Here is a 23,660-nt window from a genome sequence, read left to right on the forward strand (position 1 = left end):
CTTCAAACACACTGTTATGAAAAATACGAAGATATGGTTGTTGTGTTTACTGATGGCGGGTACGGCTTGCAGCAAGCTGGACCAGGACCCGTACGGGTCCGGCATCGTGGAAACACAATATTATACAACGCTGGAACAATGCAATACTTCCACCCAGGTAGCCTACCGCTTTATCAACTACAGCACCTGGTGGGAAATACTCAACTGGCGCTATCTCTCCGGTGAAGCCGCCAGTGACAACGGCTGGATCGGTAATACCTACCAGTCCACACACCCGACCTACGACGCCGTGGCGCATTACACGCTGGACCCGTCCAACGACAGGAATGAAGCGCAGTGGATCGATCTGTATAAAAGCATTGGCCGTTTCAATAGTACGATTGAAGGGATTACGGGCGCACCGATCGATGACGCCAGTAAAAAGCGCTTCATCGCCGAGCTGAAATTCCTGCGCGCCTGGTGTTATTACGACCTGGTGCGTAACTGGGGCGGCGTACCGATCGTGCTGAAAATTGAATCTCCCGGTACGCACATCCCGCGTTCTGCTCCCGCGGACGTATACGCGCTGATCGTAAACGACCTGAAAGAATGCGCCGCCGCGCTGCCGCTGAAATCCGAGTACCCGGCGAAAGACAGGTACCGCGCCTCCAAAGGCGCCGCGCAAACGCTGCTGGCCAAAACTTACCTCTACATGGAAGACTGGGCCAACGCGGAAACCACGGCCAACCTCGTGATCAATAGCGGTGAATACGACCTGGAGCCCGAATTCGGCGACCTCTGGGGCTACAACTATAAAAACGGCATCGAATCCGTTTTTGAAATTCAGAATGGTTCCTCCCAGGTACCCGATCTGCCCTTCAACCAGTTCATCACCATGCTGAACTCTACAGCAGACGCGGGCTGGGGATATTATTCCGTTACCAGCGACCTGGAGAATGCCTACAAGTCAGAAGGCGACAGCATCCGCCTGCAATGGACGATCAACAGGCATGGCCTGCCCGTTGCCGGTGATCCGAACAACACCGCATTTGACGGCCGCCCGTATCCATCGCAGAACCACTCCAAATCCGGCCGTTATTCCCGGAAACATTATGTGCCGAAAGCGCAAAGACCTGCGAATGGCCGCCCGGCACTCAATGATAAAATATTCCGCTTCGCGGACGTGCTGCTCATTCACGCGGAAGCCTGCGCCATGCTGAAAAAGCCGGCAGACGCGCTCCGCTCGCTCAAACGTGTCCGCGACCGGGTAGACCTCATCACGGACATGAGCCTCACCGAGTGGGACCTCATCAACGCCGTAAGAAAGGAGAGAAGGCTGGAAACCGCTTTTGAAGGCGACCGCCTGTATGATATCCGCAGATGGAAAGACGCCTCCGGCAAACCCGTGATCAACAGCATCATGGGCCCGAACGGCAGCTTCGTGAAGTACAATACGGAAACCAGCACAGACGCGATGGAAAAGAACAATCCATTGGAGCGGCAGGACAAAGGCATCAATTTCGATCCGGAAATTCACCGCCTGTGGCCCATCCCGGCCAGCCAGGTGCTGCTGGCGGAAGGCGCGGTGGAACAGAACTTCGGATATTACTAAAGCAACGAATGATGAAACTGAGCACGATATATTATATCACCCAGGGCATGTTAATGCGAAGTTCCATCTGGCCCGTAAAAATCAAATACTAACAGATGAAATTATTATCCTTATCAGCTATTGGTTTTGTTTTCCTGAGCTCGTATTGCGGAAAGGGCGGCACTACACCGCCGCCCGATCCTTCGCCCTGCATGTACCTGGGTGTGGACACCTGTCAGCAGGCGGCGAAAACCAAAGTGACCATCCTCACCGGCAATACGAAACAAACGATACACAGCTTCGGCGCCTCCGATTGCTGGACGACCAAGAACTTTGGTAAATGGGGCGATGCGCAGAAGAAAAATCATATCGCAGACCTGCTGTTCAGTATGGACACGGCTGCGGACGGCACGCCGAAAGGCATCGGGCTTTCCCTCTGGCGCTTCAACATCGGCGCCGGCAGCCTCGAACAGGGCGCTGCCAGCCAGATCGCGGACGAATGGAGAAGGGAGGAATGTTTCCTGAAACCGGACGGCAGCTACGACTGGACGAAACAACAGGGCGCGCAGTGGTTCCTGCAGGCGGCGAAACAAAGAGGCGTGAAATACACCCTCGGCTTCTCGCTCTCCGCGCCCGTGCAAATGACGAAGAACGGAAAGGCATATAACGGCTCCGGCGGCACCACGCTGAATTTGCAGGATGGCAAGCTGGATGAATATGCGGATTTCCTGGCGGAAGTAACGAAACATTTCGGCTTCGACTATCTTAGTCCCGTCAACGAACCGCAATGGAGCTGGGGCACCGCCACCGGCGCCAACCAGGAAGGAACGCAGGCCACCAATGAAGAAATATCCGCTTTCAGCAAGCTGCTGTCGCAGCGGCTGGCGGGCACAACGTCAAAGATCGTGGTGGCGGAAGCCGGGCAGCTGGACTTCCTGTACACCCGGAACACAGATAACCGCGGCGACCAGATCAACCAGTTCTTCAACCCCTCGTCCGCCAATTACATCGGCGACCAGGCGAATGTGGCGCACATCATCAGCGGGCACAGTTACTTCACTACCTGTCCCGATAACAACATGATCAACGTGCGCACCCAATTGCAGAACAAGGTGAAGCAGGTGGATGCCAGCCTGCAAACCTGGCAGACGGAGTTCGGCATCCTCGGCGATATCTGCGGCCAGTACAACGGCTCCCCGCGCAATACGGGCATAGAATATGGCCTGTACGTAGCGAAGGTGCTGCATCACGACCTCGTGATCGCGAACATGACCTCCTGGCAATGGTGGCTGTCCGTCAGCCCCTACAATTACAGCGATGCATTGGTCTACATCAACGATCCTTCCGGCGCCATCAACGTGGCGGGTACGAAAACGGACGGTGTAGTGATGGAGTCCAAACAACTGTGGGCATTCGGTAACTTTGCAAGGTTCATCCGCCCCGGCATGAAACGGGTGGAAACCGCGGTGCAGGGCAATAACGACCCGGCCGTTGCCGCCGCTACGCTCATGATATCGGCCTACAAAGATGAAACCACGAAGCAACTGGTGGTAGTGATGGTGAATCCCGAGGCCAAAGAAAAGAATGTGCAGCTGGAAGGCGCACTGGGCGCTACTTTTAACCAGTACACCACTAACGGGATGAACAACCTGAAAAAGACGCGGGCACAGGCGAACGACATCACCATTCCCGGAAAGTCTATCGTAACGCTGACGGGAACGTACCAATAACTAAAAGAAAGGCATGAGATATCTGTTCATCTGGGCCGTGGCCCTGTGTTGCTCAACGGCAACAATGGCGCAGGATTATCTGCAGAACGTGAAAACGGCCCTGCAGAAAACCTGGCCGCAGAATAAAACGGTTAACCTGGTCTTCCACGGTCATTCCGTGCCCTCCGGCTATTTCCGCACGCCGGACGTGCAAACGCTCTCGGCTTACCCGCAGCTGGTGCTGAAAGCTCTCAAGGCAAAGTATCCCAACGCCGTCATCAACGTGATCGTCACCGCGATCGGCGGAGAGAACGCCGTACAGGGCGCCGCCCGCTTCCGCAAGACCGTGCTCAATCACCAGCCGGACGTATTGTTCATCGACTATGCGCTGAACGACAGGAGAGTGGGGCTGGAAAAGGCGAAAGCGGCATGGGAGAAGATGATCAGACAGGCGTTGAAGAAGAAGATAAAGGTAGTGCTGCTGACGCCTTCACCGGACATCAGCGGGGCATGGGACCAGCCGGACAATGAGCTGGCCCAGCATGCCGCACAGATCCGCGCGCTGGCGGAAAAATATCACACCGGCCTGGTGGACAGTTACGCAATATTTTCAGCACAAAAGGATGTAAAACCGCTGATGGCGCAAAGCAATCACCCGAATGAAAAAGGGCACCAGCTGATCGCGGACGGCATCCTGCAATGGTTTTTCTAAAAAGTTATCATGGCTCACAAGTTCAATTATTCATTCATCACTGGTATTTCGTTTATCTCCGCATTGGGCGGCTATCTCTTCGGCTTCGACTTTGCCGTGATCTCCGGCGCGCTGCCGTTCCTGCGCCAGACATTTGAGTTGAGCGCATGGTGGGAAGGCTTTCTCACAGGCTCCCTGGCGCTGGGGTGCATGGTCGGCTGCCTGACCGCCGGTAAAATGGCGGACCGTTACGGACGCAAGCCCGGCCTGATGCTGGCGGCGCTCATCTTTACATTGTCGTCGTTAGGCATGGCCTGGTCTTCCGGGTTCACCATGTTCGTGATCATGCGCTTTGCCGCGGGGATCGGCGTAGGCATGGCCTCTATCCTCAGCCCGCTGTACATCGCGGAGATATCGCCGGCGCATATGCGTGGCCGGAACGTGTCCATCAACCAGCTCACCATCGTGATCGGCATCCTCGTGACCAATCTCGTGAACTACACGCTGGCGGACAAGGGGGACGATGCCTGGCGATGGATGTTCGGCCTGGGCGCGGTGCCCTCCATGATATTCCTGATAGGCGTAGCCTGGCTGCCCGAAAGCCCGCGCTGGCTGGTGGGCAAAGGAAGATTGCAGCAGGCGGAGCAAACGCTCCGCAGGATTGGCGATGAAGGCTTTGTGAAAAGCACCTTCAGCGATATTGAAACCTCCCTGAAAGGCGTTACCCGCCAGTCCTACAAAGCTGTCTTCGAAAAAGCCGTACGCCCCGCCGTGATCATCGGCATCACGCTCGCGGTATTCCAGCAGCTTTGCGGCATCAACATCGTATTCAATTATACCTCCACCATATTCGCATCCGTGGGAGCGGACCTGGACAGCCAGTTGTTCGAGACCATTTCCATCGGCATCGTAAACCTCGTGTTCACCCTGGTGGCCATGTGGCAGGTGGACAAGCTGGGACGGCGCCCGCTGATGCTCATCGGCTCGCTGGGGCTTTCCATCGTGTACATCGTACTGGCGTTCCTGTTAAAGAACCAGGCAGACACCGGCTGGATCTCCCTGTTCGTGCTGCTCGCCATCGCCATGTACGCCACCTCCCTCGCACCCGTTACCTGGGTGCTGATAGCAGAGATATTTCCCAACAAGATCAGGGGCATCGCGTCTTCCATTGCGGTGGTGTCCTTATGGGGCGCATATTTCATCCTTGTGTTCACTTTCCCCGTGCTGGCTGAACAGCTTGGCACGTACGGACCTTTCTACCTGTACGCGGGCATCTGCCTGCTCGGGTTCCTGTTCGTCCGCAGTAAAGTGAAAGAAACCAAGGGGCAGACATTGGAACAACTCGAACATCATTTAACTGGACATTAAACAAACTTTATGCTATGAGCGATTTTTCCGTGAAGGTTTGGGAAGAGAAGATCAGCATCCCGACATACGGCGTGGGCAAGCCCGATAAAAACCCTATGTTCTTCGAAAAAAGAGTGTACCAGGGCAGCAGCGGCGTCGTATATCCTAACCCCGTCATCGAGAAGATCTTTGACGAAAAGAAAGAGGAAACCTACCAGGCCGTGTTCCTGGAAAACCGTTACCTGAAGATCATGATCCTGCCGCAGCTTGGCGGCCGTGTGCAAATGGCGTACGACAAGATCGGCCAGCGGCACTTCATCTACTACAACCAGGTGATCAAACCCGCCCTGGTGGGATTGTGCGGCCCCTGGATCTCCGGCGGCATTGAATTTAACTGGCCGCAGCACCACCGCCCGAGCACCTTCGATCCGGTAGATCATACCATTGAAGAGCACAGCGACGGCAGCAAGACCATCTGGGTGAACGAGGTGGAGCGCATGTTCCACACGAAAGGCATGGCGGGCTTTACCCTGCATCCTGATAAAGCATATCTTGAAATAAAAGGCAAGCTGTACAACCGTACGCCGCTGCCGCAAACCTTCCTCTGGTGGGCCAACCCCGCCGTGAAGGTAAACGATCACTACCAGTCCGTTTTCCCGCCGGATGTGAATGCCGTATTCGATCACGGCAAACGCGACGTATCGGATTTTCCGATCGCTACCGGCACGTATTATAAAGTAGATTATGCGCCGGGAACAGACATCTCGCGCTACAAGAACATCCCGGTGCCAACTTCGTATATGGCTATCCGTTCGGATTATGATTTTGTAGGGGGATATGAGAACGATACGCAGGCCGGCCTGCTGCATGTGGCGAATCACCACATCTCACCCGGCAAGAAGCAATGGACCTGGGGGCACAGCGATTTCGGAAAGGCGTGGGACAAGAACCTCACCGATGAAGACGGCCCTTACATCGAGCTGATGACCGGCGTATTTACCGACAACCAGCCCGATTTCAGCTGGCTGATGCCTTATGAAGAAAAGTCCTTTACACAATATTTCATGCCTTACCGCGAGCTGGGCGTCGTGAAAAACGCCAACCGGGACGTCCTGCTGTATATCAACGTGGACGGTAAGAAAGCCCAGCTGAAAGTATTCGCCACTTCCGTGCAGCATGGTAACATCCTGGAGCTGCATGTGAAAGGAAAAAAAGTTTTTACCGACCGTTTCGACATATCGCCTGAAACCGTATATGCAAAACAGGCAGATTTGCAAGCCGCCTGCAGGGAAGAAGATATCCTGCTCATCATCAAAAGGCCGGACGGCAGCGAGCTGATCCGTTACGAGCCATCCACGGACAGGAAGAACGAAATTCCCGATCCCGCCAGCGCCGCGCTGGACCCGCGGGAAGTGGAGAACAACGAACAGCTCTATCTCACCGGCCTGCACCTGGAACAGTACCGCCATGCCACCTACAACCCGGTGGATTATTACGAAGAGGCGTTGCGCCGCGATCCGCGCGACATCCGCAACAACAACGCCCTCGGCGTGTGGTACCTCCGCAGAGGCCAGTTTGAGAAAAGCGAACAATATTTCCGGAAAGCCATCGAAACACTGACGGCGCGCAACCCGAACCCCTACAACGGCGAACCGCTGTACAACCTCGGGCTTTGCCTGCAAATGCAGGACAAACCGGATGAAGCATACGAACATTTTTACAAGGCCACCTGGAACAGCGCCTGGCAGGACAGTGCGTATTTTTCCCTTGCACAGATCAACGCTGGCAAGGGCCGGTATGAGGAGGCGCTGGAACAGGTGAACTGGTCGATTGACAGGAATGCGCGGAACAGCAGGGCATGGTCGCTCAAAGCGCTCATCCTCCGCAAATCCGGTCGAAATGAAGAAGCAGAGCAGGTTTGCCGGGAAGCTATCAGGCGGGATATTTTCAATTTGTCCGCTTACTACGAACTGCATTTCGCTGAACCCGCAGCCCTGGATACGCTGCAACGCCTCGCGCGCAACAACGAGCAGAACTTTATGTCCTACGCGATAGACTATGCCGCGGCAGGCGCTTATAACGAAGGCATTGCGCTGCTGCAAATGCTGCCGCAGGCATCGCCGATGGTGTACTATTATCTCGGCTGGTTCCATCACCGTTCTGGCGACAAGGCCGCTGCCAAATCCTTCTTCCGGCAGGGTGCAAAAGCCGATGCGGGTTATTGCTTCCCGAACAGGATGGAAGATGTGGCCGTCTTGAAAATGGCAACGGACATCAACCCGGAAGACGGCAAAGCGCCGTACTACCTCGGATGTTTATGGTACGATAAAAGGCAGTACCGCGACGCGATCGCCATGTGGGAGCTGTCCGCGGACCGGGATGATAGATTCCCCACGCTGTTCAGGAACCTCGGCATTGCCGCTTTCAACAAGCTGAAAGATCCGGAACGCGCGCTGGTCTGCTTTGAAAAAGCATTCGAGCTGGACCCGTCAGACGCCAGGGTGCTCATGGAACTGGACCAGCTCCATAAGCGCCTGAACACAGCACCGGAAAAACGCCTGGCGCTGCTGGAAAAACATCCCTCCGTAGTAGACTGGCGCGATGATCTCTATCTTGAACGCGCCGCGATCTACAATTTCCTCGGCCAGCATGAAAAAGCCTACAGCCTCATCATGGAACGGAAGTTCCACCCTTGGGAAGGCGGCGAAGGCAAGGTGTCCGGGCAATACATCTACAGCCTCGTGGCCATGGCCCGCCGGCATATTCATGATGGCCGCTACCAGGAAGCCATTCCGTTGCTGGAAAATGCGCAGGTGTACCCAGACAACCTGGGTGAAGGCAAGCTGTTCGGCGCGAAGGAAAACGATATTTTCTACTGGCTTGGTGTGGCCTATGAAGGCTTGCAGCAGGAAGCAAAAGCGAAGGAATATTTCCGGAAAGCCACAGACGGCCTGTCCGAACTCGCCGCCGCGATGTATTATAACGATCAGCCACCGGACAAGATATTCTACCAGGGGCTGGCATGGGCGGCCCTCGGGGAGCAGGAAAAGGCGGCAGCCGTTTTCAAAAAGCTCGTCGATTACGGCAAAGCGCATCAGCAGGACAAGGTGAAGATCGATTATTTTGCCGTGTCGCTGCCCGATCTGCTGATATTTGAAGATGATCTGAGCGTGCGGAATGCGATGCATTGCACGTATATGACAGGATTGGGATATATTGGAATGCAGGAAACTGCGGATGCGGAAGCCGCCTTCAGAAGTGTATTGCAGCAAGACATGCACTTCGGCGCGCAGACGCACCTGCAGATGATACGCGAACTACCGGAACTGGTTACACGATAAAAATGAAACTCATGCGTTTAAAACTGATAACGGCCGCACTGCTCCTTTTTGTAATGTCCGCTTCGGCGCAGACGATCTCTCTCGCCGGACGCTGGCAGTACAAGCTGGACCCGCAGGACGCCGGCATACAACAGGAATGGTTCAGACAGGACTTTACGAACAGCATTTCGCTGCCCGGCACGCTGGATGACGCCGGCGTGGGTACGCCCACGTCACTGACAGACGACGCCATTAACAAGGAAGTATTGCTGATGCTCACGCGGAAGCATGCCTACATCGGCGCAGCCTGGTACAGCAAGGAAATACAGATACCGGCGGGCTGGAAAGGGAAGCACATCGAGCTTTTGCTGGAAAGAGTGATCTGGGATACCCGTATCTGGGTAGACGGACAGGAAGCCGGCATGCGGGAAAGCCTTATCGCGCCACACCGTTATACGCTCAGCCAACTGCTCACGCCTGGTAAACACAAGCTCGTGGTCCGCATCGATAACCGCAAGCGTTATGATATGAGTACCCGCAACATGGCGCATGCCTGGACCAACGGTACGCAGATCATCTGGAACGGCGTGATCGGCCGGATGCAGCTCACCGCCCGCGACCCCTTGCACGTGGCGCAGCTGCAGGTCTATCCCGATGTGGAGAACAGCTCCGCCAAGGCAGTCGTATCGCTGGAAAACACTTCCGGCAATGCAAGGAACATACGTCTGAAAGTGCGTGTAGCCGGCAGCGATAAAAAAGAAGTTTTTTCGAAAGAAATATCCGTGAACGCGCCCGCAGGCAGTTCCACGCAGGAGATAGATATTCCGCTGCAAAACGCAAAGCTGTGGGACGAGTTCCATCCGTTCCTGTACACACTTACCGCTACACTGGCAGACGGTGCGGCGGGTACGCGCAGCACCACCTTCGGCATGCGTGCGCTGAGCAATGATAACGGCATGCTGCAGGTGAATGGCCGCCGCATATTTTTACGCGGTACGCTGGAATGCAACATCTTCCCGCTGAAAGGGTATCCTCCCATGCAGCATGAAGGCTGGATAAAAGTGTTCTCCGCGGCAAAGGCTTACGGGCTGAACCATCTTCGTTTCCATTCCTGGTGCCCGCCGGAAGCCGCGTTCGCGGTAGCCGATTCCATGGGCTTCTACCTGCAGGTGGAGCTGCCTTTCTGGAACAAGAACGCCGGAAAGCCCGCGCCAATGAACGCATGGCTGGAAGCGGAAGCGCAGCAGATCATTCAGGAATACGGGAATCATCCTTCTTTCTGTTTCTGGTCGATGGGGAACGAGCTGGAAGGCGATTTCGGCTGGCTGTCAGGTATGGTAACGCATCTCAAAAAGCAGGACCCGCGCCATCTTTATACCACCACGACCTTTTCTTTCCAGAAAGATCATGGCCGCTGGCCGGAGCCGGTGGATGATTTCTTCATCACCCAGTATACCACCCAAGGATGGGTGCGCGGCCAGGGCATCTTCAATACGATCGCGCCTGACTTCGTGACCGACTATACGAAAGCGATCGACGGCATGCCAGTGCCCATCATCACCCACGAGATCGGCCAGTATTCCGTATATCCGAATATGGACGAGATCAAAAAGTACACTGGTGTGCTGGACCCGCTGAACCTGAAAGCCATCCGCAAGGACCTCGAAAGAAAAGGGCTGTTGCCGCTGGCAAAGCAATACCTGCTCGCCAGCGGAAAGTTCGCGGCCAACCTGTATAAGGAGGAAATTGAAAGAGCGCTGAAAACTAAGGGCATGAGCGGATTCCAGCTGCTGGACCTCCATGATTTTCCCGGACAAGGCACCGCGCTGATCGGGATACTCGATGCGTTCTGGGACAGTAAAGGGCTTGTAACAGCGGCGCAGCACCGCAGCTATTGCGGGCCCGTAGTGCCGCTGATCCGCTTTGATAAAGCGACTTATACCAATAAGGAAACCTTTACCGCCGCCGCGGAAGTCGCCAACTTCAGCAACGCCGCACTGCGGAATAGCACGCCGGTATGGAGCATCCGCAACCAGGCGGGCAAGCAGCTTGCCGGCGGAGAACTGCAGCCGCAGGACATTGCTACCGGTAACGGACAAACGCTCGGTACGTTTTCCTTTGATCTGAAAGACATCAAAGCGGCCACGGAGCTGACCGTAACGCTGTCCCTCAAAGGCACCGGCCACCAGAACCGCTGGAACATCTGGGTATATCCCGAAACGGTAGCGGCAACAGGCGCAACGTTCACCCGCTCGCTGGATGAAGCGCTGCAACTGCTGGAACGGGGCAAAACCGTGCTCCTGAATCCTGACACCGCCACCTTGAAAGGCGTGGAAGGCCGCTTTGCGCCGGTGTTCTGGAGCCCCGTGCATTTCCCCGACCAGCCGGGCACCATGGGTATTCTCTGTGATCCGAAGCACCCGGCATTCCGGCACTTCCCCACAGCATTTTACAGCAACTGGCAGTGGTGGGACCTCATCACATCGTCCAAAACCATGATCATCGATTCTCTGCCGAAGATGACACCGGTGGTGCGTGTGATCGATAATTTCTTCAAGAACCGTAAAATGGCGAACGTCATCGAAGCGAAAGTAGGCAAAGGCAAACTGATCCTTACTTCCATCGACCTGGCCCGTGATCTTGAAAAAAGACCGGCCGCCCGTCAGCTGCGCTACAGCCTTGAAAAGTACATCACCGGGAAGGACTTCCGTCCCGCTGTGAGCCTGACGGAAGCGCAGCTTCGCCAATTGCTGAAATAAAACGATCGCATGACCGCAAGATTATATTTACCGCTCTGCCTGCTGCTGATCACACTTTCAGCAGCAGGCCAGAACGCGGAGCAACTGCTTCGCCGCGCGGCAGAGAATTATCACTACCTCGCGAAACAGTTGCCGGCAGACCGTTTCCCGGTTACCTACTACGCTCAATCCAGCAAGTGGGTCACCAGCGGCTCGGAGCCCTGGGTGGGCGGCTTCTATCCCGGCACATTGCTCTACCTGTTCGAAGCCACGCACGATTCTTCCCTTTACAGGGAAGCGGTGGCGAAGATGAAAGTGCTGGAAAAAGAGAAATTCAACACCTCCACGCACGACCTCGGGTTCATGATGTACAACTCCTTCGGCAACGCCGCGCGGATCGCGCCGGAACCATCTTATAAGGAGATCATCGTTACCAGCGCAAAATCCCTCGCCAGCCGGTTCTCCGAAAAAACAGGATGCATCCGCTCCTGGGATTCCGGTCCCACGCAATTCATGGTCATTATCGACAACATGGTGAACCTTGAGCTGCTCTTCGCCGCCACGCGGTTGACCGGCGATTCATCGTTCTATAAAATAGCGGTGACACACGCCAACACTACCATGAAACACCACTTCAGGCCGGATTACAGCTCTTATCACCTGGTGATCTACGATCCGCAAACAGGCAAAGTGCAGAAGAAGCAAACGGTGCAGGGCGCGGCGGATGAATCCGCCTGGGCGAGGGGCCAGGCCTGGGGATTGTACGGCTACACGGTGATGTACCGCGAAACCGGCGACAAGCAATACCTCACACAGGCGGAACATATCGCGGCATACATGCTGCGGCACCTGCCGCCGGACCATGTGTTCTACTGGGACTTCCAGGCGCCCGGCATTCCCGATGCCGTACGGGACGCCTCCGCTACCTCAATTACGGCTTCTGCACTGCTTGAGCTGGCAAAATATGTAAAAAGAAAACCCGCTAAAAAGTATCTTGGAGCGGCAAAGAACATGCTGCAAGCCCTCTCGTCACCGGAATACTTTGCCGGAACGCAGGAAAGCGGCGGGTTCATATTAAAGCATGGCGTGGGCAATCATCCCCGCAATGCAGACATCGACGTGCCGCTGATCTATGCGGATTACTACTACGTAGAAGCATTGATGCGGTTACGGAAATAACAAAACCGATCGTATGAAATGCTGTTCCCTGCTGATTCCATTACTGGTATGCTGTTACATGTCTTTCGCGCAGGCGGATACGGTGCTTAACCGTTACCGCCGGTATTTGCTCGCACAGCCTGCAACGGATATCAGCCCGATCGTTTCAAATTACGACAGCATCCGCCAGTGGCCGGATATCAACTATGCGGACCGCGATCTGGCGGGCTGGAACGTGGCGGACCATTTGCGAAGGGTGCGTAACCTGTCCATCGCCTGGTCTGATCCCCGTTCTTCGTGGTATCAGGACGGTGCATGCCGCCGCATCATAGACAACGCCCTGCATCACTGGCTGGAGAAACGTTATCAAAGCCCTAACTGGTGGCATAACAAGATCGGCGTACCGCAGCTGATGCGGGATATCATCGTGATGCTACGCGGTTCGCTTGACAGGGATGAACTGTCACAGGCACTGGCGGTGATGGCCCAGAACGATGAGGCATCCTGGCGCAGGAGCACCGGTGCTAACCTCGTCTGGTGCGCGGACCTCACCTTTCACTACGGCGCTTTCACCGGCGATACCGCGTTGATGCGCAGCTGCGTGGAAATGATCTGGAAGGAAGTAAAAATTACCACAAAAGAAGGCGTACAGCCGGATTACAGCTTTCATCAGCATAAGGAACGCCTGCAAATGTATCATTACGGCCGGGCTTTTCTACAGGATAACGTGCGCCTGGCCTGGGAAACGCAAGGAACGCCCTGGGCATTCCCGCAAGAAAAAATAGCGATCCTTTCTTCGTTTATCCTTGAAGGTTGGCAATGGATGGCGCGGGGCATTTACACCGTTCCCGGTACGGTCGACCGCTCGGTGAGCAGGCCGAATGCATTGAAGGGCGCGGATATCCGGCCGCTGATACCATATCTCTGCGAGCTTGATCCCGCCAACAAGGCGGCTTATCTTGCCATTGAAGCCCGGCAGAACGGTGCCGGAGAACCGCTTACAGGATTCCGTCATTATCCGCGGTCCGATTTTACCGTTTATCATCATCCTCAGTTCAGCTTCTTCCTGAAAACACTTTCCAACCGCACACTACCGGCGGAATCCATCAACAGCGAAAACCTTAAAGGTCATTTGATGCATAGTGGCGACGGATATTTCATACTGAACGGGAATGAATATACGAACCTGATGCCCGCCTGGGACTGGGAGCATCTGCCCGGCACTACCGAAGGCGCCTTTACCCGCAGTGCATTCACCGGCGGCGTAACCGATGGCCGGAGTGGCTTCGCGGTGATGGACTTCGGAGAAGGAAAGAAGCTCTGGGCTTGTTATGATAATATGATGATCTGCCTGATCGCCGGAAGGTCCGGCATTACTACGCTGGACCAATGCCGGTTGCAGGGCGATGTGCTGACGGATACCCGTTGGGTCTATCATAACAAGCTGGCCTACATACCGCTGGAAACTTCTGTTATAAATGTACAGGTGGTAGAACAGGAGGGAAGCTGGCAATCCATCAATGCAGCCGGTTCCCCGGAAATAGTGCGGGAAAAGGTATTCAAACCATCCTTGCGGAATGCTTCCGGTTATGTAGTGGCGTACTGTGACAATGTGCGGCAGGTGCGCCGGCTGGCGGAGAAGAAACGCTGGAAGGTATTACGGAATACCCCCGAATGCCAGGCGCTGCAACTGGAAGACGGCACGGTGATGGCGGCGTTCTATAAAGCAGGCAGCGTTGCGGGCATATCAGTGGAAAAGCCTTGCCTGGTGATGATGAAAGACGGCGTGAAACATGTTGTTGATCCCACACAAAATGAAGAAGGGCCGCCAACCAAATGACAGCCCTTGCTTTTTATCCACTTAAAACTCCAGCGCCTCCGCCTGAAGGTCCACCGTATTCCAGTTGCCGACAGACACCACGAGGTCGTGATTCGAAGGAAGGTTTACATTGACCTGTTTATTCACAGGCGTATTACTCGTTTTATTGATCGAAAATGCTTTCACCTGTACGTTCTTCAGCGTGCTGCGGTTGCCGAGCCGGAAAAGGCTGAGGTCAGGCGCCACGGTAATATCCGATTCCGTACCCGGACCGCCGCCCACGCCGCTGATGGCGAGCGACCGTACCTGGTTGCCGATCAGTTTCGAGAACGTTACCGTGAACTCTTTTTCCGCATGCGGCGCAAAACGTATCTGCGAAGCATCCGCATTGACCATCAGCGTATCCCTGTGGCCGGGTTGTGTTTTTACATTTTCCAGCTTGATGGTGGTGCCGTCCGGCATGATGCTGTTGAATGTATACGTCCCCGCGCCGTCGCCCACAATATGACGGGTATAGCTTCTGTTCACCGGGAGCAGGTACGCGCCTTTGAGCAGGTAGCAGGGATGTGAATCCGGAATTTCGCTGTATATACGGTTATTGAAATTGCCCACACGCAGCCCGTTCTCATCCAGTATTTCAAGATCGGCGGGGCTCAGCAGGAAATCCACGATAAAGCTCGTTAATCCAAATGGTCCACCGAAAGGCAGGTCGTGGTCAGACAGCATGTAATCGCCATTGCTCATCTGGCCGAGCGTGACGCCGTCGCTGCTGCTGAATTTAATGCCGGAGCCGCCGTCGAAATAATCATAATGCAGCTCGCCGCCATCCATCCTGAATTGCAGGCGGCAATTGGTGTTGTCCGCATGATTGCAATCCCAGCAGAACAGTTGCACGCCGTCCAGCGAAGCGATGGTGGTGGTGCCATTGGGGCTCAGCTGCGGTCCGGGGTGGCCGGAAGGATATACGAAACGGTACGGCATGAGGCAATGGGAGTCGCTCAATCCATCGATGTAACCCGCGTCCCATATGGCGCCGGAAGGAATGAAGAACAGGAGGGGAGCAACATTTCTGTCGCAACCTGTGAGGAACACCCTTTCTATTTCCCTGGCCGTTTGCTCCACGCGCGCAGTGCCCTGGCGGCTCTGATCGTGGAAATGGATCAGGCTTTCGCGGCTCAGCAGCTTACCGTGAATAGCGGTGAGCATTTTGTGCACGCTGGCCTTGGTGGTGGTGATGGTATCTGTTTCGCCTTTCCAGAGTTTGTCAGCTACGAGGCTGGACAAAGAAGTGCAGAAGCCGGTAGCGAGTCCGCCGTTGGTTTCTCCTTTCAGGAAGTGTTCGTAGAAAGCGTAGTAGGCGGCGGTGAGCACCGGATGCCCGAAGATCGGGTCCAGCAGTTCATGCCACACTTCCGCGGTGCCAAAGGTATCTTCAAACGTTCCCCAGCTGGGCACGCCGTCTTTGAAGTTGTTGAAGGGGAGGTTGTGAACGCCGTAGGTGAACGGGATTTCCAGCACGCGGGGTTTCGTAGCCGTTCTGCTGTTGCTCACCATGCCGTCAGGATTCCTGACCTGTACGCTCACAGAACCACCGGTGCTGCCGGTTCCCCCGGTACCGGGCATCCGGAAGATGATCTGCGTTTGCGTAACACTGGAAGCCGGGATCGCTGCGCCGTTCACCAGCACGGAAGCGCCGGTGATAAAGGCTTTGCCGGTAATGGTCACGTCAGTGGCCGGTGGAAGAGCAGGCGGCAGCGTGTCCAGCTGCGGCTTCACGCGGATGGGAACACGGTTGCTTTGCGTGCCGTCCGATGCGCGCCGCACGTACACGGATTTTTGTCCGCCCGCGATATTGGAAGGCACCGTAACGGTGATGCTTTCATCCGGGTTGATGACCGGCACGAGCGTAGCTACTCCGTCGATCACCACGCGGTCGTTATTGGCGAATTGCGTTCCGCGCAGGGTGATGCTGTTGCCGGGAAAGACTTCCGAAGGATTGATCTCCGTGATAAATGGACGGGTCAGCAGTTCTTCCCAGGCATCTTCCGTAAACTGGAAAAAGCTGTTTTGCGCATCCTGTCCCGCCAGCGCAGCATCCGCGCCGGTAGCGCCGGGTTGCCCCTGTGATCCGTTGTGGCCATTGCGGGCATCATGACAGGTTTCACCATTACCGCTGCGCCCTCCGCTGCCACCACGGCCTCCATTACCACCGTTGCCGCCGCGTCCGCGTTGCCCGCCCTGGTTCTTCAGCCGGAATGAATTATTGGTGACGGTGCTGGCCAGCGTTCCGTCCAGCACACCGATCGTGATGTTACCACCATGACCGCCGTTACCGCCACGTCCGCCGTCGCCACCGCGGCCGCCATTGCCGCCGTTACCACCGTCGCCGGGATCGCTGACGCAGTGCCATCCAAAGAACCATGCGCGTTTACCGCCGCTGCCGTCGCCACCATCACCGCCACGGCCGCCATTCTGGCCGCTGCCGCCCTTGATGCCGTCTTCACCGTTCAGATCGATGTTCGGGATGTTCGTCAGGTCTTTTACCCACATTTCCAGCGCTGGTGCATTCCGGCCGGAAGCGCCGCCAATGCCGCCTTCGCCGGGTCTGCCGTTGTCGCCGTCCAGCCCGTCGCGGGAATCCGGCTTGGTGTGGATGCCGTTCCAGCCGCGCCCGTTCAGGTCGGGGTTATCCAGCCGCGGTGGCGTGGAGCCGCCCGGCCTGCGCCAGGTGATGGTGGCATTGCTGCCGCAGATCACGCGCTCCGCGATGATGTAAAGCTTTTCAACATCCGGCTCCACTACCACCTGTGTATTGGTAAGGTCCAGCACACCGGCGATGATCACGGAAGTATTCACCGGCAATGTTTTCAACATCAGCGGGCGGACCATTTCAGACAGCATCGGCCATTCTTCCGGCTTCTGCGCGGCGATCTGTTTCAGGAACGTTTCCTTGTTCGCCAGCTTCAGGCCCGCGCCGTTGAGCTGCACCACCTCATTGAGGCTGACGCCGGTGCGGAACGCCTCGATGGTGGGACTGTTGCGGATCACTTCGCGGGAAAGGCGGACGCCTGTTCTGTTCAGTATGGTAAGATGATCGAGGCGGCCGGAAAGACCGGTGGTGTTGATGACGCTGCCGGGTCTTGTCACGATCACCGGGGACGGTGTGGGCGTTACCGCCATTGGCTTCGCGCCCTTCAGTACGGTGGCGCTGTTGCGGTTTGGGAGGTACCGCGCCAGGTGCTCTTTCTTTTGTGCCGCGCTCAGCTGCGTGAAGCTGTTGGCGATCTTGCCCCAGTTCACTTTCACTTCTTTCATTTTCTTCGGCGCGATCAGCACTTTTCCTTTGGGAATATAAGTAGGTACTTTGATCTGAAGGGTGGAGAGGTCGCTGATCTTGTCCACGCCGGCGGCGTTCATGATCTCTTTTACCGGCTGCAGGCGCGCCCTGCTTTCATCCAGGCTGGCGATCACCTTTACGATGGCGTTGATGCCGATCTTTGATTTGATGCTGGCTTCGAGCGTTTTGGCATCTTTGACACGTTTGCTCCAGGCCGTTGAGGTGAATGCGCCTTCGCGGATCAGGATGTCGCCGATCTTGCCTTTGAACTGGTAGCTTTTACCGTCCATTCCCGCGCCGGCCCTGAAGCCCAGCTGTCCCACCGCTTCGAGGGCGCCCGTCACTTTCTGGCTGGCCACCACTTTATCGTTCACTTCGAGCGACAGCTTGCCTGCTTTATCGCGGGAGAACCGCACGCGATACGTTTTTCCGGCGGCCAGCGCTGTTTTGGAAGTGATCACCTTCCAGCCGCTTTTGACATGCACGCTGCCGCTGAGCAATCCTTTGCTGTCGATGTAAAGCGCCGCGGGCGGGGATTGTGATTCGATGATGTTCTGCCGTGCGCCTTTTACCGTGTCCGGTATAACGATCGCTTCAAGCGTGAATACGCCGCTTTCCTCCAGCTCGGGAATGCGGCCCATGTTGATGAAACCTTTTTTAACGAGGAACTGGTTCTCGATTTCCGAGCGGGCAACACTGCCGCTCAGCATTACCTGCGTGCCGTTAACGGACCCGTCAAAGGCTCCATTGCTTTCCGCACGCACGAACATCAGCGTTTTTAGCTGTTCCATGTGAATTTATTTTGGGGTTTAATAAATGAGGTAAGGGGATTGCAAATAGGGGTCAATACAACGATGTAACGAAGTTATCAATTATAATAAACCGGGTCAAGCGTAAAAGTACGCATGTTGGGGATTAGTTGGCGGATGGCGGAATATGCGCCGTGGTTGGCGGATACTGGCTGATTTTTGTAACTTCGGTCAGCATGAAAAACCGCAGAATATTCATACGGACCCTCGCTTCACTTGCCTTGCTGCCATCCTTCGCGGAGGCCGCGAGTGCGGCAAAGCCCCGGCTGCGGATCATGGGCGTGAACGGCTGGATTCCCCCGTCAAAGCTGGGTTACTTCCTGACACATGAGCATGTAATGGTGGATTTCATCGAAGCGGGCAAGATCAGCAAAGACAGGTACAACATCGATGAAGTGTACAAAACAGCATTGCCATTCCTGACGGATGTGCGCAAGGCCGGCTGCGCCACCATGCTGGAATGTACGCCCGCTTACCTCGGCCGGGACGTACAGCTGTTGCAGCGGCTGTCCAAAGCAACGGGACTGCACCTCGTCACCAACACCGGCTACTACGGTGCCAGCAAGGAAAAGCATCTCCCGGAACATGCTTATACGGAAACGGCGGAGCAGCTCGCTGCCCGGTGGGTCCGTGAATTTCAAGAAGGCATCGAAGGCACCGCGGTGCGCCCCGGATTCATCAAGCTCGCGGCGGACAAGGCGCCGTTAACGCCCGTACAACAAAAGCTGGTGCATGCCGGCGCGCTCGCACATCTGCAAACCGGTCTTACCATCGGCATCCATTCCGGCGATGGCGCCGCCGCGCAGGAAGAACTGAAGATATTGCAGGAACATGGTGTATCGCCGGAGGCATTTGTATGGATACATGCACAGAATGAAACAGATTTCTCCATCTTCAGCGAAATGGCGGAAGCAGGCGTATGGGTGGAGTTCGATGCTTTGAAAACCGACAATCATGCGCAATATTTGAAGCTGCTGCGGTACATGAAAGACAAGGGACTGCTGCATAAAGTACTGCTGTCGCAGGACAGCGGATGGTACTACGTTGGTGATCCCGGCGGAGGGCCTTACCGGCCATATACGGAATTGTTCAATGCTTTTATTCCCGCATTGCTGCGGAACGGTTTTACGCAGCGGGATGTGGATCTGGTGCTGAAGCGTAATCCTGTTGAGGCTTTTGGGGTGCGGGTAAGACGTGCGGATTGATCTTTTTTATTAAATTCACAGCCATGAAAAAGCAACATACCTTCAAAGCGAACGGCAGGATCTGGATCGACGGGCCTGACGGCGCTTTTTTAGGATATGGCAGGGTAGAGCTGCTGGAAAAGATACATGAGCTGGGATCTATCCGAAAGGCCGCGCTGGCCATGAAAATGTCGTACCGCCAGGCCTGGGAATTTGTGCAGCAGATGAACCAGGTGTTGAAAAAACCGCTGGTCGTGGCCAATACCGGCGGAAAGGGAGGCGGCCAGGCCGTGCTTACCGAAGAAGGTTTAAAGGCCGTTGAGCAGTTCAGGGAATTTAACGGCGCCTTCCAGGAATTTCTGGCATCCTACTCAAAAGAGTTGACCTTCAAACCCTCATCTAAATAATCTTCCCGGATTGATTCCCCACATTTGCAATTATCACTTTGTTTATTATGTTTGTACCGTTATTCAAAAAAAAGCATAATGAAAACCATTGTCCCTCTTGCCATCATACACCTCATCTTATTCAGTTTTTCCGCTACCGCCCAACGTGACAGCTCCGGTGTTTTTCATCTGGGAGAAGTGGTCATCAAGGATATAAAGCAGGATGTTGTTAACCGGGAAGACATTGACAGGCATCAGCGCCTGAACGTGGCTACCGCGCTCAACCTGTTGCCGGGTGTGACATTGGGGAGCGTGGGGCCACGCAATGAATCCGTGGTTTTCATCCGCGGGTTCAACCTGCGGCAGGTGCCGGTGTTTGTGGATGGCGTGCCCGTGTACGTTCCTTATGACGGGTATGTGGACCTTGCGCGGTTTACAACATTCGGGGTTTCCCGCATCGATGTGAGCAAGGGCAGCGCATCCGTATTGTATGGCCCTAACACCATGGGTGGCGCTATCAACCTTGTATCGGTGAAGCCTGTTCACAGGCTGGACCTGGAAGCTGGCGCTGGCTGGCTTGCAGGTGGTCATGAGGGTTATCTCAATATTGGCGGCAGGCTGAAGAAATTCTATGTGCAGGCGGGTGTTTCAAGGTACAAGCGTGATCACTTCGGTCTTTCCGGCAACTACACACCAACTAAAACAGAAGATGGGAAAGAACGCGAAAACTCGATGCATGAAGATGTGCAGTTCAATATCAAGATCGGGTATACGCCCAATTCCCGCAGCGAATACGCGATCGGCTATATTGATCAGCAGGGAGAAAAGGGCACGCCGGTATATGCCGGAGCCGATTCGCTGAATTCCCTCCTGAAAAATCCCCGCTACTGGAAATGGCCTTACTGGAACAAAAAGAGTCTGTACTTTATATCCAATATGCAGCCGGACAGCCTGAGCGAGGTGAAGCTGCGCGTGTACTTCGATCAGTTCCGTAACCGGCTGGACAGCTATGACGACGGCAGCTATACCGCGCAGACAAGACCCTATGCCTTCAGCAGCATCTATGACGATCATAGCATCGGCGCCAGCGCTGAATACAGCAGGAACATCCGGACGGATAACCGGCTGAGCGCGGCCTTACATGCAAAACGCGATATTCACAAAGAACATAACATCGGTGAGCCGGTAAGAAAAACCGCGGACAATACTTATGCTGTCAGCATTTCCGATGAACAACGGTTTTCGGACAACTGGGCGGCAAAGGCGGGGGTAAGCTGGAACATGCGGGAGAACGACGGTGCGGAAAATTATGATAGCCAAACCGGTGCTGTCAGCCAGTTTGACGCCGCAACAAACACGGCCTGGAACGTACAGGCTTCCCTGGCGCGGTATTTTACCCCGGCGCGTTCGGTACGTGCTTCCTTCGGCCGCATGACGCGGTTAGCCACAATAAAGGACAGGTACTCTTACCGCATGGGCACGGCGGTCCCGAATCCTGCTTTGAAAGCGGAGCATGCATTGCATTATGAATTAAGCTATGAGGATGCCAGCATCCGCCGTGTTCGTCTGCAGGCGGCGGTGTTTTATAGCAGCATCGGAAATGTGATCCAGAATGTAAACAATGTTCAATACGATACCCCCGCCGGCCGCTGGTTATCGCAAATGCAGAATAAAGGCCGCGCAGCATTCTACGGAGGTGAAGCGGCTGTATCGTACAATATCGGCATGTTGCAAACCGGCATTAATTATTCGTTCATCCGCCGTAAAAATCTGGATGATAAAAATATCCGTTTTACAGACGTTCCCGAACACAAACTGAGTGGAACGGCAACCTACTCGATTGCACGTGTAGCCCTTACCGTAGACGGCGAATACAACACATACCGGTACAGCACCAGCTATGGAACAAAAGCGCCGGGATTCTTTCTGCTGCACGGCTCGCTGGCAGTGCCTGTGCAGTCCTGGCTGCAGGTGCGCATGGGCGTGAATAATATTTTTGATAAAGACTACGTGCTGGTGGAGGGCTTTCCGGAACAGGGGCGCAACTATTTCATCAAACTGAATTTTAATTATTCCATTCTATAAATCATTACATATGCATTTCCTTTCCTTTTTCCTGCTTGTAAGCCTTGCCGGGCAGGCCATACCGCCTGTAACAGATACGACGGAGCCGGTCACGGACCAGGTGGTTGTCCACGGACTGATAGCACATCCTTTTACCATCACGCTCGATAATATCCGTCATTTTAAACCGCAAACCTATCAAAATATGAACATCGTCTGTTCTTCTGGCGAAACGAAAAAAGTGCTGCGGTCATTCGAAGGGATATCGCTCAAATACATTCTTGACAGTGCGGGTATAACCATGCCACGCCCTAAAGAACGGGGAAAATACTATATCGCCGTCCGCGCTAGCGACGGTTATACAACGATATATGCCTGGAATGATATTTATAACAATCCTACAGGCGATGAAGTTTTTCTCATTTTCGCGGAGAACGGCCGGCCGATCATGGAAGACGGGCGTTTTGTAATGATATGCCGGAATGACAAGATCACTGGTCCACGCCATGTGAAATGGGTGGAAAGTATTGAAGTCGCCAGGCTTCCGTAAGGCCACTGGCATCCTTTTTGACATACCTCCCTCAAACACCGGTTATGCACGGAAAATTACAAGCTGTTACCATCGGTGTCACAGCCTGCTGCCTCATGATGGGATGTAGTAAAGATGATAAGGATACGAAGCCCGAAATCACGGTGATGAGCGATGTCGCTTATGGCCCGGACGCCCGTCAGAAAATGGACGTATACCTGCCTGAAGGCCGGACTTCCGGCACGCCGGTGGTGGTGCTGCTGCATGGCGGAGGATTTGTGGCGGGCGATAAATCGGATATTGCTGCTCCTTCCCGGCAGCTTTCTGAAAAGGGATATGTGGTGCTGAACATGAATTACCGGCTGGTGGATACGGCCGGCATTTTACAGACGCCCATTGTGCACAAGCCAAGCGCCGTGCGGATCACAGAGCAGTTGCAGGATATAAAGCTGGCGGTTGGTGTGGCGGCGGGTAAAGCGGCTGAATGGAAGATACGTGTAGACCGCTGGGCGATCGCGGGGCACAGTGCCGGCGCCACGCTCGCCATGTTATATGCGTATACGGACGTGAATGCGGACGGCCGCGTAAAGGTGGCCGCGAACTGGGCGGGCGCAACAGATTTCAGCTTCCAGGACGAATCACAGTTTGACCAGGTGGACCCTCGCCTCGTGGAAATATACTACCGGGCGGTAGGGTATGAGCCCGTGAATGCAAACAAGCTGGCCTACATGGCGGTAAGCCCTTACTGGGTTGTGAGCAGCGGGAAAGGGAAAGCCACGATCAATATCCGCCCGGAAAATAACGAGCTGTTCAACATGCCGGACGTGAGCGCCACACTGTACGAAGCATTCACCAATGTGCTGAACAGTAAAAACATTCCGAACCGGTATATTGAAATAGCTGGCGCTGACCATGGCTTCAGCCAGCCGGGGAACTGGGATAAGGTGATCACGGAAACGGATATCTTTTTCAGAGAGGAATTATAAAAAAAGCCCGGGT

14 protein-coding genes are annotated in these 23,660 nt (G+C 55.0%); 13 read left to right on the plus strand and 1 reads right to left on the minus strand.

The annotated features are described in order from the left end of the window. Positions 1 to 16 precede the first annotated feature (16 nt). The 8 genes from CCY01nite_RS23565 to CCY01nite_RS23600 all read left to right on the plus strand — a co-directional run bounded on the left by CCY01nite_RS23565 (position 17) and on the right by CCY01nite_RS23600 (position 14,373). Positions 17 to 1,591 carry a RagB/SusD family nutrient uptake outer membrane protein gene (locus CCY01nite_RS23565; RefSeq protein ID WP_146866919.1) on the plus strand — a complete coding sequence of 525 codons (1,575 nt, stop codon included), beginning with the start codon at positions 17 to 19 and terminating at the stop codon, positions 1,589 to 1,591. Between the two features lie 95 nt (positions 1,592 to 1,686). After that, on the plus strand, positions 1,687 to 3,300 hold the full coding sequence (locus tag CCY01nite_RS23570) for a glycoside hydrolase (RefSeq protein WP_222614484.1): 1,614 nt from the start codon (positions 1,687 to 1,689) through the stop codon (positions 3,298 to 3,300). Between the two features lie 13 nt (positions 3,301 to 3,313). Next, entirely contained in the window at positions 3,314 to 3,991 is a 678-nt protein-coding gene (locus CCY01nite_RS23575; protein ID WP_146866921.1) for an SGNH/GDSL hydrolase family protein, read from the plus strand. Between the two features lie 9 nt (positions 3,992 to 4,000). After that, entirely contained in the window at positions 4,001 to 5,338 is a 1,338-nt protein-coding gene (locus CCY01nite_RS23580) for a sugar porter family MFS transporter (RefSeq protein ID WP_146866923.1), read from the plus strand. 14 nt (positions 5,339 to 5,352) lie between these two features. After that, positions 5,353 to 8,658, plus strand: coding sequence for a DUF5107 domain-containing protein (locus CCY01nite_RS23585; RefSeq protein WP_146866925.1), 3,306 nt, complete (start codon positions 5,353 to 5,355; stop codon positions 8,656 to 8,658). A gap of 11 nt (positions 8,659 to 8,669) precedes the next feature. Continuing rightward, the gene (locus CCY01nite_RS23590; protein ID WP_146866927.1) at positions 8,670 to 11,396 is read left to right on the plus strand and encodes a glycoside hydrolase family 2 protein; all 2,727 of its coding nucleotides are present in this window, start codon (positions 8,670 to 8,672) and stop codon (positions 11,394 to 11,396) included. A 9-nt stretch (positions 11,397 to 11,405) separates the two neighbouring features. Continuing rightward, on the plus strand, positions 11,406 to 12,554 hold the full coding sequence (locus CCY01nite_RS23595) for a glycoside hydrolase family 88 protein (protein ID WP_146866929.1): 1,149 nt from the start codon (positions 11,406 to 11,408) through the stop codon (positions 12,552 to 12,554). Positions 12,555 to 12,567: 13 nt separating this feature from the next. Next, a complete protein-coding gene (locus CCY01nite_RS23600) occupies positions 12,568 to 14,373 on the plus strand; it encodes a polysaccharide lyase family 8 super-sandwich domain-containing protein (RefSeq protein ID WP_146866931.1) in 1,806 nt (601 codons plus the stop codon). Positions 14,374 to 14,394: 21 nt separating this feature from the next. Here the strand turns inward: CCY01nite_RS23600 and CCY01nite_RS27000 are convergent, their stop codons facing one another. Continuing rightward, the gene (locus CCY01nite_RS27000; protein WP_146866933.1) at positions 14,395 to 18,480 is read right to left on the minus strand and encodes a choice-of-anchor Z repeating domain-containing protein; all 4,086 of its coding nucleotides are present in this window, start codon (positions 18,478 to 18,480) and stop codon (positions 14,395 to 14,397) included. A 194-nt stretch (positions 18,481 to 18,674) separates the two neighbouring features. On the opposite strand from CCY01nite_RS27000, the gene CCY01nite_RS23610 reads away from it, so the two are divergent. The 5 genes from CCY01nite_RS23610 (at position 18,675) to CCY01nite_RS23630 (ending at position 23,647) form a co-directional block, all read left to right on the plus strand. After that, complete coding sequence (locus CCY01nite_RS23610; RefSeq protein ID WP_146866935.1) at positions 18,675 to 19,703, plus strand: phosphotriesterase family protein; 1,029 nt, start codon at positions 18,675 to 18,677, stop codon at positions 19,701 to 19,703. A gap of 23 nt (positions 19,704 to 19,726) precedes the next feature. Next, positions 19,727 to 20,089, plus strand: a complete 363-nt coding sequence (locus tag CCY01nite_RS23615) for a winged helix-turn-helix domain-containing protein (RefSeq protein ID WP_146866937.1) — start codon at positions 19,727 to 19,729, stop codon at positions 20,087 to 20,089. A 78-nt stretch (positions 20,090 to 20,167) separates the two neighbouring features. Then, positions 20,168 to 22,153: a TonB-dependent receptor plug domain-containing protein gene (locus CCY01nite_RS23620; RefSeq protein WP_146866939.1), complete on the plus strand. Its 1,986-nt coding sequence runs from the start codon at positions 20,168 to 20,170 to the stop codon at positions 22,151 to 22,153. A gap of 10 nt (positions 22,154 to 22,163) precedes the next feature. Continuing rightward, the gene (locus CCY01nite_RS23625) at positions 22,164 to 22,682 is read left to right on the plus strand and encodes a molybdopterin-dependent oxidoreductase (protein WP_146866941.1); all 519 of its coding nucleotides are present in this window, start codon (positions 22,164 to 22,166) and stop codon (positions 22,680 to 22,682) included. A gap of 44 nt (positions 22,683 to 22,726) precedes the next feature. Beyond that, on the plus strand, positions 22,727 to 23,647 hold the full coding sequence (locus tag CCY01nite_RS23630; RefSeq protein WP_146866943.1) for an alpha/beta hydrolase: 921 nt from the start codon (positions 22,727 to 22,729) through the stop codon (positions 23,645 to 23,647). Positions 23,648 to 23,660 lie beyond the last annotated feature (13 nt).

The organism is Chitinophaga cymbidii (genome assembly GCF_007992715.1).
Taxonomy (GTDB): Bacteria; Bacteroidota; Bacteroidia; order Chitinophagales; family Chitinophagaceae; genus Chitinophaga; species Chitinophaga cymbidii.